The organism is Methanohalophilus sp. DAL1 (assembly GCF_001683555.1).
GTDB lineage: Archaea > Halobacteriota > Methanosarcinia > Methanosarcinales > Methanosarcinaceae > Methanohalophilus > Methanohalophilus euhalobius.
Window position 1 is genome coordinate 1 of sequence record NZ_MAFX01000030.1, and the last position, 12,010, is coordinate 12,010.

Genomic DNA, 12,010 nt, shown 5'->3' on the forward strand with positions numbered 1-12,010 from the left:
ATCCGCAATCATGAGAATGATTTCAGCGAAGGTGATACCTACATTCTCAATTCCCCCTATCATGGAGGGACCCATCTGCCCGATATAACCGCAGTTTCCCCGCTTATTAGCAACGGAAAACCACAATTTTATGTAGCATCCAGAGGCCACCATGCGGATATCGGCGGGATTACTCCAGGTTCCATGCCACCATTAAGCAAGAGGATCGAGGAAGAAGGAGTTCTTATTGAAGAATTCAAACTTACAGAGCAAGGAAAATTTCGGGAAGAAGAATTTGTGGAACTTTTCAATCAGGCAACATATCCCCCTCGAAACCCCGACCAGAACATCGCAGATCTCAAAGCACAGATTGCTGCCAACCAGAAAGGAATAGAAGAACTCCGCAAACTTGTTGATACCTATTCCCTGAAAACCATTACTGCATACATGCAACATGTACAGGATAATGCCGAAATGGCAGTGGAAAAAGTGATTGATATTTTAGAAGATGGAGATTTCGAGTACACACTGGATGATGACAGTAAAATTGCAGTAAGGTTAAGAATTGACAGGGATAACACAAAAGCAACCATCGATTTTACAAACACTTCACCTCAAACAAAAAGCAATTTCAATGCACCGTCTGCAGTCTGCAAAGCTGCGGTACTTTATGTATTCCGGACACTTGTGCAGGATGATATTCCGCTTAATTCGGGCTGTCTCAGGCCTATTACGATAATCATTCCCGATAATTCGATGCTTAATCCTTCATATCCTGCAGCTGTTGTGGCCGGCAATGTCGAAACTTCCCAATACATCGTGGATTGCCTTTACGGAGCCCTCGGTATACTTGCACCGTCCCAGGGAACAATGAATAATTTCACGTTCGGCAATGACAGATTCCAGTATTATGAGACCATCTGCGGAGGGGCAGGAGCAGGCAATGGTTTTGATGGAGAAGATGCGGTTCAGACACACATGACTAATTCTCTGATTACAGACCCCGAAATAATGGAATTACGTTTTCCTGTCAGAATAGAAGAATTCAGTATTCGAAGGGGTAGTGGAGGAGCGGGAAAATTTCAGGGAGGCAATGGCGTGATCAGAAGGATACGTTTTCTCAAAAAAATGAAGGCAGCGATTCTTTCAAGCCACAGGAAATACCCGCCAAAGGGAATGGCAGGCGGAGAGACTGCAAGCACCGGCGAAAACATCTTAAAAAAGAAAAGCGGGCAAACTATTGAACTTTCAGCAGCTGATGAAATGGAAGTGGAAGAAGGAGATACATTCATAATTAAAACTCCAGGAGGAGGAGGTTATGGAAACAGGGAATGAAAAAAACTGCGCCCTTCAAGTACCGGTACATATACCTGCTGATGGTGAATCGGGTTGTTTCTGGGAAGACAGAAAAGACCGCCACCACTGTGGCATTGACCTTTATGCAGAAAAAGGAACCCCGGTTTTTGCCATAGAGGAAGGGGAAGTTGTAGAAATTGAAATAATGACCTCTTCCTCAATGATAGAGTACTGGAATGAAACCTACCATCTAATAGTACGGGGAAATTCCGGGAAATATTACAAATACGGGGAAATGGGCATGACCATTCCGGAAAAGGGTTCAAGGGTCAAAAAATATGACCGGATTGGAAAAGTCGGACAGGTACTCAACCCTGAGATGATAGATAGCACATCACCCCGATACATCCAGGCACTCAAAGAAAAAAATCCTGCCATGCTGCATCTTGAAATATGGGAAAAATACCCTGTTACAGATAATAAATTGTATCTGGGAGGCAACTGGTTCGGGTCCAAAAAACCGCCGGGCCTCTTGAACCCCCTGCATTATTTGCATAAATGAAAATCATTCTCTGTAGAATTCCTTTCATATGACTTCAGCTAATAAATCAGCATTTCTATAAGAAAAAATTCCTAGTGTGATTTTGAATGAAAAAAGGAGGTGAATCCACTGATAACAACACCGTCGGCATTCACATTAAATACGTCATCTGTCTCTATATGATGACGATCTGAGATAATGGCAGCATTCACTATTGTATCGGCAGGGTTACCGGATTTGGAAATTATTGTGAGTTTTTTATTAATGTAGACACTTTCCGTGTAATTCCCGGGATACACAAGGATTGTATCTCCTGATGTTGCATTATTTACAGCCTGCTGCATTGATCTGTAATCCGCTCCTTGGCTACCGTCAACTGTGAGTGTATCTGCCATTGCAGGGAGTGTTGTGATTGTAAGGATGATGAATGCTATTAATAGTACTCTCATGTTTGATTCTCCACTAAAATTAAAGACAATTGTGTGAAGGACTTTCACACAATTGATGTCTTACAAAATCTTTTCAGGTTTATGGTGTCCGGAACGCCGCAATCGTTGCTTTGCGGGCAAAGATGTGGGGTCCTGACTGATTGAACACTTTCTGACCTCACATCGAAAATTATGTTTGATATCATTCTATATAGTGTTGTTGGCAGTGAATATTTATTCTTATGTTTAGGTTAAGTTAAAAATATTTTACCTAGCAGGTATGCTGCCCCCTGTCCAAGTTTACAGGAAAGACAACATTATTGGATACTCTGCCAGCTGCACCTCAGAAATAATCCGGTCCCACAAACTTCCACAACGAAATGCCTCATCTTTATAACAAATGAAAATCTACTTGCAGGTAGGTGAATATAATCATGGCAGGTACTCCCTCAATTGAGGAGGTTATAGAGGATTTCAATGTCCTGAAATGTATGCAGTGTGGCGTATGCAGTGGTAGTTGCCCCTCCGGCAGGCAGGCCAGTCTGAATGTCAGGCGGCTTGTGCGCAAAATCGGGAAAGACCATACAGCCATTTCCGATGAGACCCTCTGGATGTGTACGACGTGCTACAACTGTCAGGAGAGGTGTCCCAGGGGTATTGCAATTGTGGATGCCATACTCGCTGTGCGAAGTATTGCTGCTCATGAAGGACTGATTCTGGAGCGACACAGGCATGTGGCCAATCTGCTTCAGGAACATGGCCATGCTGTACCTATTGATGACACTCACAGAGAAAAACGCATGCAATTGGGCCTGAACTCCCTGCCTTCCACGGTCCATAGCCATCCCGATGCCCTGAAAGACGTAAAGCGCCTGCTTGCAAGTTGTGATTTCGGGGAAATTACAGGAGGTGAGGAGCAATGAAAATATCCCTGTTCCTGGGCTGTCTTGTGCCCAACCGCTATCCTGGAATCGAAAAAGCCACAGGGATTTGCCTTGAATATCTGGGTATCGACTGGAAAGAGCTGGAAGGCGCATCCTGTTGTCCGGCACCCGGTGTATTCCGCTCGTTCGATGAGCCCACCTGGCTGGCCCTGGCTTCCAGGAACATCACATTGTCGGAGACGGATGAGAGGGATGTCCTGACAATCTGTAACGGTTGTTATGGGTCCCTGGCGGATGCCAATCTCAAACTGAAAAACAACTCTCTCCTGAAAGAGCAGACCAACAGCCATCTGTCACAAATAGGTCGCCATTTTGACGGTACCATTGATGTACGCCATATCATCGAATTCCTGTATTCTGAAATCGGTGTGCAAAAAATAAAAGAAAAAATTGTCAGGCCCCTGGATCTGAAAGTGGCCGTTCATTACGGTTGTCATATGCTCAAACCTTCATCAAGCAGGGCTACTGACAGTGTTGAGCGCCCTTCTGTTTTTGATGAACTGGTGGAAGCACTGGGCTGCACAAGTGTGGATTATCCCGATAAGATGGAATGTTGCGGTGCCGGTGGCGGTGTCAGGTCAGCCCTGGGTGAAACGGCCCTTGCAATCACCGAACACAAACTGGGCAAGATTGAAGAGGCAGGTGTAGATTGCATCGTGGAAGCATGTCCTTTCTGTCACATGCAGTTTGATGCGGGCCAGGTATCCCTTGCAGGCAAAGGCAGGGAATTTGGCATCCCCGTAATTCACTACTCCCAGTTACTGGCCCTCTCACTGGGCTATTCTGCAGAGGCTGTCGGTATAGATCTCAATGAAATGGATTGTTCGGATTTCTGTAATTTACTTGGTAAATAAAAAAGACTGAGCGCCCTGGGCTCAGTAATTGTAGAGGGATGTATAGGTAACTTCCACATCTCCCTTGGCAGGTACTTCCACCTTGAACTCGATGGTGTTTGCATCCTGCTTTGTGTAGGGATGGGATGATTCAGTGATTTCCCAGTCTCCATAGAGGCGTTCCACTATCACAACATCCTCGGTTGTTTCCTTGTAGTTGGAAATCGTGATCTTGTTCGTGTTCCTGTATCTGTTGGTTCTGATTCTCCATCAGGTAAACCTTATTATTTTGCATAACATTGGGTTATCCATGGACACAGAAGAAATATTCGACAGATTGAAACCCCTCTATCCCCATGAATACTTTTCCACTGAAAGGGATCCTTTCTACATATTGATATCAACTGTTCTTTCCCAGCGCACCAGGGATGAAGTTACAGAAATTGCTTCCAGGAGACTTTTTGAGCACTATTCCACTCCAGTCCAGATGGTGGAAGCAGATATAGAAAGTATTGAAACCCTTATCAGGGATGTGGGTTTTTACAGGGTGAAAGCCGGCAGGATAAAAGAGATTTCTCAGATACTTATAGATGAATATGATTCACAGGTCCCTGCTACCATGGATGAGTTACTCAAATTACCAGGGGTTGGAAGAAAGACTGCAAACTGTGTTCTGTCCTATGCTTTTTTGGAAAAAGCAATCGCAGTGGATACTCATGTACACAGGATCTCAAACAGGCTCGGTCTTGTGGAAACCACAACCCCAGAACAGACTGAAATTGAGTTACAAAAACAGGTTCCTCTGTCTTACTGGAGAGAAGTTAACGAATTGTTTGTCCAGTTTGGCAAAACGGTGTGCAAACCTCTGTATCCGGATTGTGTGGCTTGTGTAATAGAAGATTTATGTGCTAAAAAAGAAAAGAAAAAGTAAAACCGATCTGAAATATCAGACCAGTTTGTTGATTGGGTGGTTTTCGTCTTCGATCTCAAGACCCAGTTCCTTGGCATTTTCTGCAAGGATGATATCGGTCATTGCGGTTGCCGGGAACACAGTGTTTGTGTTCTCGATTGGACCGAAGAGCTGGAAGTTGGATCCGAGGATCTGTGGCACGAGGTTTGTACCGATGTCTGTAGGCATGTAGATTGCCTTACGCTGCTCCTTGGTCTCGAACTGTTTCTTGTATGTCTTCATCCAGTCCCATGCGGATGCCATGTTGTGGTAACCTCCACCTACAGGCAGGCCAAAGTGGCCCTTTACAGCAATTACTGCACGGATGGATGAACCGGCACCGGCACCAAGGGGAGTTGCTGCAACATCGACAAGAGGTTTTGTGATTCCACAGTCTTTGGCGATATCAAGCATACCCTGTGTCTGACCGGATGCACCCTTTTCGAGTACTTCGATCTTACCCTTAAGGGTGGGGTCAACTGCATTGAATGCAAGTACGATGGATGCTTCAATGTCACTTCTCTTGACCGCTTCTATCTCTTCTTCGTGGATACTTGCGTTGATGGAGTTGTAGATTGCCCTGTCAGCAACACCTATCTCTGTAACATAATCAGCTGCTGCAGCACGGACGTCCCCTGCTGAAGAATCTATCAGGAACGGAGTCTTTTCATCGTACTCAACAAACCAGTCTATGTACTTTTTGATGGCTTCCGGGGTTTCACCCACTATCTGGTTGGCACAGGGGTTTCCTGTAGTTTCTGCCATCTCGAGCATGTTGTCCCAGAGTTTTTCTGCTGCTGGTCTGTCGAATTCTCCTGTATCTTCGTCAGTGACAATGTTGTGCCTATTGTAGAACATTGACCCGACCAGGATGGTTGGGTATTGGCCGGGTTGTCCGCCGAACTTGACATTTCCGACCTCGAATACTTCCTGCTTCTTATCAAATTTGAACATGTTATTACCTCTATTTTAGAAAAGTATCGGTGATATCGAGATATAGAGCAAGAACATCAATATGCCTGCAACTGCTCCATAGAGTATTCCTATATCCCTTCCTACTTTCTTGCCTATCTTCTGTGTGATTTCACTGTTGGCAAACTCGATTTTCTCGTCTATATCATTGAGTTTCTTGAGTATTTCATCAAAATCCTCCGAGTCCACCACTACGGCTGGAATATTGTTATTCGCTTGTTCGTCAGCCATCTTAAATCACCTGCCATACCAATAGTGGTAGTATGATTACCATTATCAGTGCAAAAAGAAATCCGATTGTGAAACCGACTATTCCTGCGGCTGATACACCGGAATCAAGTTTTTGGTTCCTGGAAATCAGCTGGGCCCTGTAACGGATATCTTCGACCACTCGATCAATTGCGCCCATTTTTGGTTCAATGACCATTGGCACGCCTTTTCCATATTCTTCTTCCGCCATATCATTCACCTCCCGAATAATATCAGGCCAAGCAGGGACAATGTAATGGTAAGTCCGATCATTATTCCTTCAATCTTGCCTGCGTGAACACCGGCATGGAATTTATTGAACTCTCCGATCCTGGCCATTTCCCTTTCGATATCAAGGATCCTGCCACGAATTACAGAGAATTCTGATGCCATTGGTTTTAGGCCACCGACTTCTTCTTCCTCTTCTTCTTCACCGCCGACTTCTACCACAAGGGGATCTGCATCAAAAGCACCAGGGTCTTTGGCTGCAAGTTCCTTTATCTTACCGGTGATAGTTCCCATGTCTTCAGTACCAATAAGATCGATACATTCGACCTGTTCCTGATACCTCTGTACAGCTTCTTCGGTCAGGTTCTCCACATATGGAATAGCACCACTGGCATTCACGATCCTGTTATCACTGACACCGTTTTTGTGCAGCATTACGAATGCTTCACCTGTTATGTGTCCCTTTACTTCAGATCCGGTTACGACCAGATACCTGATATTGGGGTTTGCAATAATGTGGGATATAACTTTTTCCAGACCCAGATTCTCTGTTTTACAGGGGCCTGCAATTGAAGCTCCCGCATCCAGTAAGGGTCCTCCTTCCAGGTGTGAACCTAGGGTAATTACTGCAACACAGTTTTCCGGATCTCCTACCTCGTATTCTCCTTTGAGGATTGGCCATCCGGGTGCTGGTTCTCTCTTTTCTGCCATTTTACAATCCTCCGGTCATGCTAAGCATGTAGATTACAATTGCCAGAATTCCTGAGAATACCAGTCCTACAATGACGCCATAGAACAGGTTGCTGTAGATACCGGCACTGTATGAGGTATTTTCTCTTCCCGGGAAGGAACTTAGAAGTGGCCTGTCCGGGGCGAGGGAATTCACAAGGTCATCTGCAATCTTGTCAAGATCATCTATTCTTTCAACTATTGGATCCATGGAATATTGAATCACATCATCCCGTTCTGCTGCAAGCAGGGATGACATTGGATCCAGTACTAAATGTACTTCAGGTGCAACATGTACCATGCTCATTCCGATTCCTCCTCTTCCTTTGGCAGGAGACCTGTTCCAACCACATCATATGCATCCCTGACAACATAGTTCCTGTACTGGCTGAACGAAACATACCATATGGCCAGTCCGATGACGATTGTGGGGGCAGCGGATGCACCGGCTGAAACTGCAGAGACGATACCGGCCATTATCATTGCAATAGCACCTTTCTCGAATGCAGTGGAAAGGGTCCTGTCCTGTTTTTCATCGGGCCCGAGGTTTGCATTGAACGGATGAAGAATTGCCATACCTCCAGCGATGAAAATCAATGCGATGTAACCTGTAGCGATTACCTCTGTCAGAACCACATCAAACATGAAAGTGCCTGTCATGGCGGTACTGAGGCCTACAATGGCCAGCGTACCGGCACCTGCGATTTCTGTCATGGATTGTTCCATGATTGGAATGCCCATTCCTATTACCCTGTTGGCAAGGGCACCGATTACCAGGCCGATAACCATTGCGGTGACAAATGCAACTATGGGTCCGGCAATACCCCCGATTGCTAGGCCAAACATTGTTGCCACCACTCCCATACCCAGAGCGAGCATACCGATGGAAGGTACACCTGTACCAAGTCCATAACTGGCTACTCTGCGTACTGCAGCTGAGCCCCATACGATGGCACAAATTGCACCGAGGGCGCCTATGAATGAGAAGGCAGGTCCTGCAAACTGTACCATGAAATAGCTCAAATAAATTGCAATAAGTCCGCCTGCTGCTCCGAAAGCGATAAGTTTATTCTGGGGAATTGCCTCTGAGGCACCTCCGCCACTTCCTCCTGCAGACATTTTACAGACCTCCTATTGTAATTACACTTACAATTGCACACATAAATGTGACAATTAAAGATGTTACTACTGCTTTTGGCCACTTCTTAAACTTAGGATCATGGAATCCTTCGATAGTACCTCCTATATTATAGGACGGTATTACAGCATTTACGAAGAAAATTCCCACAGCGAAAATAGCTGCAAGGCCCACAAAGTCCGCTGAAGCCATGCCGTTTGCAATACTCATCAGGGAATAATAAACAAGTGCACCGCCGATACCACCCAGCCCCCCTCCAATGATACCACTTACAAATGATACAGTTGGAAGACCGTGTCCTTCGGTACCTTGTGATACATAGATATCCTGTCTGTCCTTCGTGATTGGGTCATAGTCGACCTTTGCTGAAGCAGGGGGAACTCCCACACCGTAGACGTATACAAGGTTTCCGACCATCATAGTTACTCCTATCATAATCATTGCACCGACCATGCCGGCTGCAAGGATCAGGGCCATACTGTCTGTCAGGTTAAGCATTGCGCCTGCTGTCACAAGTCCTGTAAGACCTGCACCGGCAGCGAGCTGTACTGTACCTGTTCCAATTCCTGTAGCCTGTGCCATCGCTGCGGGTGCACCACCCACAGGTACGAAGTGTACACTTCCTGATACGAGAACTCCTCCAAGTGTGATGAGGATCACGTATAGGAAATTGGCTGCCAGTACTCCTGCAATATCTATCATGCAGTCACCTCTTCATCTTCTTTGTATGGACCGTACTGGTTACGTGCGAATACTTCCAGTCTGCGGTTTCCTATTATCAGGATAAGTATGATTGCCAGTCCGGCAACTATTGACAGCCAGCCAATATTGGCACCCATTGAAGGGTCAAATATTGTAGTAATCCAGCCACTGAGGAATACGGTCATACCAAAAGCCAGTCCTGTTACAGGTCCACCGAATTTGGCGCAGAACCAGGAATTATCGATACCGTTTCTCAGTCCGCACTCTGCTTTTCTCACGATATTACCGGAGTTTGCGGCATTAAGCCCGGATCCGAATTCCACATTCTGGAATTCACGCTCTGCACCATAGTGCACATCCCCTGTGGAAGATCCGACCGCTCCTACTGTGATACCCCATATGAATGCAAGCAGGGTAAGCGGGAAAGGATGTCCGAGAACAGTTGTCATGAGATATGACACAACAAGGATACAAAATGTAGTAATATAGGCAAATCCCATCATAACAGGTACGTGTGAACGGACTATATCAAGATATACGGGTTGTCTGAATCTTTTCTGGCTTGCGCTCCTTCCCATATATGCAGTTGTTGCGTAAGTGCCATGTATACCGGCTGCAATGAGGGCTCCAACTGCGATGGCAAAGACCACTGACATACTGTAGGCGCTCATAAGCACCGATGCAGATGCACCTCCGACCGCTGCCAGTAAGGCATTGGAGGGTGGTTCACCTGAAATGGCTTTGTTAAAAATCCTGTGTGGATACATCATCTGGGGTGCCAGCTGTACCTGGGAGTTCGGGTTACTCTGAGAACCAACGTCGGATTCCAGATCTTCCGATGCACCGGCGATAGTTGCCGCTGCACCCATTAGTGCCAACACACCCATTCCTATGAGTGGTTCCATATCTTTTATCCTCCTTTTTAATTAATTATAATAAATCCATGTATTGCTGTAGAACAACTCTTTGGAGTTTGTTCCGTATGTTATGAATTATAACATAGACTCATCTAAGGTGGGTTTGGATTATTTAATATAATTCATAAACCTTTCGGATTTGTCTCCTGAAATCGATTATATTTCCCACATAAAGAGGGATTTGTTCAGCATATCAACAATTGGATCAATATGTTTATCACTTACCATAATTACATCAGAAATCATCAAAATCTAAATTCATATACGCCGTATCAATGGGAATGATGCTTTAACTGAACAGTACCTCTTTGCCTTACCAAAAAGACTATTTATCACTTGCAGAACAGTATTCTATATGATTGGTGCATCTTCCTTTGCAGCTCCGCTGCCAAAACTCGATGAGTATGTTGATTCTGTTGAACTCTATATTCCCAAACTTGGTGTATATGATGGAAGAACACTGGACAGGGAGCGGCTCTTTTCAATACTTGATGAATTATCCACCTGTGATCTGGAGACATCGATTCACGCTCCTTACTTTGCCGATGTGCCAACCTATCCTTCTGGTCTTGTGGTTAATACGGCAGCCATGGACAAACAGGATTTCAGACTCATGGAAGAGTCCATTGATCTTGCCGCAGAGATTGGTTCCCATGCTGTTGTCATTCATCCCGGTATCCAGAAGGGAGATTATGAAAAATCTTTCAACAAAATGATTGCAAACCTGAAAGAACTGGCCGCCTTTGCTTCGGACAGGAGTGTGGTACTGGGACTTGAAAATAAGGAAAATACAGCTCCTGATAATCTCTGCTGCGATGCAGAGGAAGTTGTAAGGGCAGTGCTTGAAGTTGATTCCCCCTCTCTTGGTATCACTTTTGATGTTGGTCATGCCAACCTGACCTGTAGGGGAGATTGTGGTCTGCTCAGGCATTTTGCACGACTCTTTGCAGAACATGTTGTCCATGTACACGTTCATGATAATCACGGAAAGTGCACGGGTGATTATTTCGGAGATGCACACCTTGGCCCGGGTGCGGGTTGTATTGATTATACCGTACTTGAAGAATTGTCGGGATTTGATGGAATATTCAATCTTGAAGTCTTTTCTCTGGATGATGTCATTGCGGGAAGGAATAAACTGGATGAAATATTTCCCTGAATTCACGGGATACAGGCCTTCCCTGTAGACGTTTCCTCTAGTTTTTTGATTTCATGCATGGATACCTGTGTGCAGAGGGGGATATTTTTACCTTGTTCCATTTTCTTATGGAAAAACTATTAAAACATTACAGCAATGAGTATTATAGTGGTTGCAATACACAGAAGGTATCAGCATGAATAGGTATGAAAAATTCAAGAAAATGGAAAACAAGACATACTCTGAAGTCAACAGGTACCTTAAATCTACAACTCATCTGACCGCGCGTGAATGGATGATTGCTCGTCTCTGTGCAGATTTCAAAAATGTATCCAACCATTCGGAAATGACCTGGATAGGTGAAAACCTGCCGGATATTGTGCCGTTTGCAGAAAGTCCGTATTCCAGGCAGGAAGTATCCAATGCTCATTCAGCCTTCAAGAAAAAAATCAGGCGCAGTGGGACAACTTTTTTTTATGCATATTATGCAGGTCTGATAGACCAGGAAGAAATCCTAACCATGATACATAGCATGATAGATGATATAGGAGAACTGCTCAAGATTGAAGGCGGGAAATTATCCGAATCCCATTCAGAGGAAGTGCAGCTATTGATTGCACAAGTCCTCAAAAATATCAATGAAGCAGAGGGATTTGAGTACTGATATTGTTAGCTATCTGGATTACACACGTGATGCAAAATATATGGTATTTATAATGTCGTATCATTCTCTCAATTGCCGAATATCTGTGGGCTCCTGTCAACCTCCTTTCCATTTATCCTGTTTCCCACAATTATCTGAGGGGAGCTCACAACTTTTTAATGGCAATATGTATTTATCATCCCTTTTTATAGTATAACCAATGACCCTCAGAGATTTTATTGACAGGATCCGTACTTCCGGCAGGCTTACCGTAATCAAAGAAAAGGTGAATGCCGAGTACGAGGCACCAATGATTGCAAAAAA

General features: G+C 44.8%; 17 protein-coding genes. 7 read left to right on the forward strand and 10 right to left on the reverse strand.

Going from position 1 to position 12,010, the window contains the following annotated elements:
- Positions 1-1,314: hydantoinase B/oxoprolinase family protein (locus tag A9957_RS06420; protein ID WP_292343576.1), on the forward strand; the 1,314-nt coding region annotated here is incomplete at its 5' end.
- Positions 1,298-1,837 (forward strand): M23 family metallopeptidase, encoded by a 540-nt coding sequence (locus tag A9957_RS06425; RefSeq protein ID WP_096712614.1) that lies wholly within the window; start codon positions 1,298-1,300, stop codon positions 1,835-1,837. The genes A9957_RS06420 and A9957_RS06425, both read left to right, overlap by 17 nt.
- Before the next feature lie 71 nt (positions 1,838-1,908).
- Here the strand turns inward: A9957_RS06425 and A9957_RS06430 are convergent, their stop codons facing one another.
- The gene (locus tag A9957_RS06430) at positions 1,909-2,265 is read right to left on the reverse strand and encodes a hypothetical protein (protein WP_292343578.1); all 357 of its coding nucleotides are present in this window, start codon (positions 2,263-2,265) and stop codon (positions 1,909-1,911) included.
- Between the two features lie 413 nt (positions 2,266-2,678).
- Between A9957_RS06430 and hdrC the strand changes: the two genes are divergently transcribed.
- Positions 2,679-3,167: a CoB--CoM heterodisulfide reductase subunit C gene (gene hdrC, locus A9957_RS06435; protein ID WP_292343580.1), complete on the forward strand. Its 489-nt coding sequence runs from the start codon at positions 2,679-2,681 to the stop codon at positions 3,165-3,167.
- The gene (gene hdrB, locus A9957_RS06440) at positions 3,164-4,042 is read left to right on the forward strand and encodes a CoB--CoM heterodisulfide reductase subunit B (protein ID WP_096712617.1); all 879 of its coding nucleotides are present in this window, start codon (positions 3,164-3,166) and stop codon (positions 4,040-4,042) included. The genes hdrC and hdrB overlap by 4 nt, the downstream gene beginning before the upstream one ends.
- A gap of 21 nt (positions 4,043-4,063) precedes the next feature.
- On the opposite strand, the gene A9957_RS06445 is transcribed toward hdrB, so the two are convergent.
- Positions 4,064-4,213 (reverse strand): hypothetical protein, encoded by a 150-nt coding sequence (locus A9957_RS06445; RefSeq protein WP_206631059.1) that lies wholly within the window; start codon positions 4,211-4,213, stop codon positions 4,064-4,066.
- Positions 4,214-4,331: 118 nt separating this feature from the next.
- Here A9957_RS06445 and nth point away from each other — a divergent pair, with 118 nt between their 5' ends.
- The gene (nth, locus tag A9957_RS06450; RefSeq protein ID WP_096712618.1) at positions 4,332-4,952 is read left to right on the forward strand and encodes an endonuclease III; all 621 of its coding nucleotides are present in this window, start codon (positions 4,332-4,334) and stop codon (positions 4,950-4,952) included.
- Between the two features lie 15 nt (positions 4,953-4,967).
- On the opposite strand, the gene mtrH is transcribed toward nth, so the two are convergent.
- Genes mtrH through mtrE form a run of 8 tightly spaced genes read right to left on the reverse strand, consistent with a single transcriptional unit; the run spans position 4,968 to position 9,893 of the window.
- On the reverse strand, positions 4,968-5,924 hold the full coding sequence (gene mtrH, locus A9957_RS06455; protein ID WP_096712619.1) for a tetrahydromethanopterin S-methyltransferase subunit H: 957 nt from the start codon (positions 5,922-5,924) through the stop codon (positions 4,968-4,970).
- Positions 5,925-5,939: 15 nt separating this feature from the next.
- Positions 5,940-6,173, reverse strand: a complete 234-nt coding sequence (mtrG, locus tag A9957_RS06460; RefSeq protein ID WP_096712620.1) for a tetrahydromethanopterin S-methyltransferase subunit MtrG — start codon at positions 6,171-6,173, stop codon at positions 5,940-5,942.
- Position 6,174: 1 nt separating this feature from the next.
- Entirely contained in the window at positions 6,175-6,402 is a 228-nt protein-coding gene (locus tag A9957_RS06465; protein WP_096712621.1) for a tetrahydromethanopterin S-methyltransferase subunit F, read from the reverse strand.
- A 5-nt stretch (positions 6,403-6,407) separates the two neighbouring features.
- Entirely contained in the window at positions 6,408-7,130 is a 723-nt protein-coding gene (mtrA, locus tag A9957_RS06470; RefSeq protein WP_292343582.1) for a tetrahydromethanopterin S-methyltransferase subunit A, read from the reverse strand.
- Position 7,131: 1 nt separating this feature from the next.
- A complete protein-coding gene (locus A9957_RS06475; RefSeq protein WP_072561311.1) occupies positions 7,132-7,455 on the reverse strand; it encodes a tetrahydromethanopterin S-methyltransferase subunit B in 324 nt (107 codons plus the stop codon).
- Positions 7,452-8,267 carry a tetrahydromethanopterin S-methyltransferase subunit MtrC gene (mtrC, locus tag A9957_RS06480; RefSeq protein ID WP_105460734.1) on the reverse strand — a complete coding sequence of 272 codons (816 nt, stop codon included), beginning with the start codon at positions 8,265-8,267 and terminating at the stop codon, positions 7,452-7,454. Before mtrC ends, A9957_RS06475 begins: the two co-directional genes overlap by 4 nt.
- A 1-nt stretch (position 8,268) precedes the next feature.
- Positions 8,269-8,979: a tetrahydromethanopterin S-methyltransferase subunit D gene (gene mtrD / locus A9957_RS06485; RefSeq protein WP_373420711.1), complete on the reverse strand. Its 711-nt coding sequence runs from the start codon at positions 8,977-8,979 to the stop codon at positions 8,269-8,271.
- Between the two features lie 5 nt (positions 8,980-8,984).
- Positions 8,985-9,893 (reverse strand): tetrahydromethanopterin S-methyltransferase subunit E, encoded by a 909-nt coding sequence (gene mtrE / locus A9957_RS06490; RefSeq protein ID WP_292343583.1) that lies wholly within the window; start codon positions 9,891-9,893, stop codon positions 8,985-8,987.
- A gap of 367 nt (positions 9,894-10,260) precedes the next feature.
- On the opposite strand from mtrE, the gene A9957_RS06495 reads away from it, so the two are divergent.
- Complete coding sequence (locus A9957_RS06495) at positions 10,261-11,064, forward strand: sugar phosphate isomerase/epimerase family protein (RefSeq protein WP_292343585.1); 804 nt, start codon at positions 10,261-10,263, stop codon at positions 11,062-11,064.
- Between the two features lie 175 nt (positions 11,065-11,239).
- Positions 11,240-11,707: a DUF5806 family protein gene (locus A9957_RS06500; RefSeq protein WP_105460738.1), complete on the forward strand. Its 468-nt coding sequence runs from the start codon at positions 11,240-11,242 to the stop codon at positions 11,705-11,707.
- Positions 11,708-12,010 lie beyond the last annotated feature (303 nt).

Excerpts from the sequence above, each read along its gene's own strand:
- A9957_RS06465 (WP_096712621.1), bottom strand. The coding sequence starts at position 6,402 with ATGGCGGAAGAAGAATATGGAAAAGGCGTGCCAATGGTCATTGAACCA.
- hdrB (WP_096712617.1), top strand. The coding sequence starts at position 3,164 with ATGAAAATATCCCTGTTCCTGGGCTGTCTTGTGCCCAACCGCTATCCT.
- mtrG (WP_096712620.1), bottom strand. The coding sequence starts at position 6,173 with ATGGCTGACGAACAAGCGAATAACAATATTCCAGCCGTAGTGGTGGAC.
- A9957_RS06430 (WP_292343578.1), bottom strand. The coding sequence starts at position 2,265 with ATGAGAGTACTATTAATAGCATTCATCATCCTTACAATCACAACACTC.
- mtrA (WP_292343582.1), bottom strand. The coding sequence starts at position 7,130 with ATGGCAGAAAAGAGAGAACCAGCACCCGGATGGCCAATCCTCAAAGGA.
- nth (WP_096712618.1), top strand. The coding sequence starts at position 4,332 with ATGGACACAGAAGAAATATTCGACAGATTGAAACCCCTCTATCCCCAT.
- A9957_RS06500 (WP_105460738.1), top strand. The coding sequence starts at position 11,240 with ATGAATAGGTATGAAAAATTCAAGAAAATGGAAAACAAGACATACTCT.
- A9957_RS06495 (WP_292343585.1), top strand. The coding sequence starts at position 10,261 with ATGATTGGTGCATCTTCCTTTGCAGCTCCGCTGCCAAAACTCGATGAG.
- A9957_RS06475 (WP_072561311.1), bottom strand. The coding sequence starts at position 7,455 with ATGAGCATGGTACATGTTGCACCTGAAGTACATTTAGTACTGGATCCA.
- hdrC (WP_292343580.1), top strand. The coding sequence starts at position 2,679 with ATGGCAGGTACTCCCTCAATTGAGGAGGTTATAGAGGATTTCAATGTC.
- mtrE (WP_292343583.1), bottom strand. The coding sequence starts at position 9,893 with ATGGAACCACTCATAGGAATGGGTGTGTTGGCACTAATGGGTGCAGCG.
- A9957_RS06425 (WP_096712614.1), top strand. The coding sequence starts at position 1,298 with ATGGAAACAGGGAATGAAAAAAACTGCGCCCTTCAAGTACCGGTACAT.
- mtrC (WP_105460734.1), bottom strand. The coding sequence starts at position 8,267 with ATGTCTGCAGGAGGAAGTGGCGGAGGTGCCTCAGAGGCAATTCCCCAG.
- mtrH (WP_096712619.1), bottom strand. The coding sequence starts at position 5,924 with ATGTTCAAATTTGATAAGAAGCAGGAAGTATTCGAGGTCGGAAATGTC.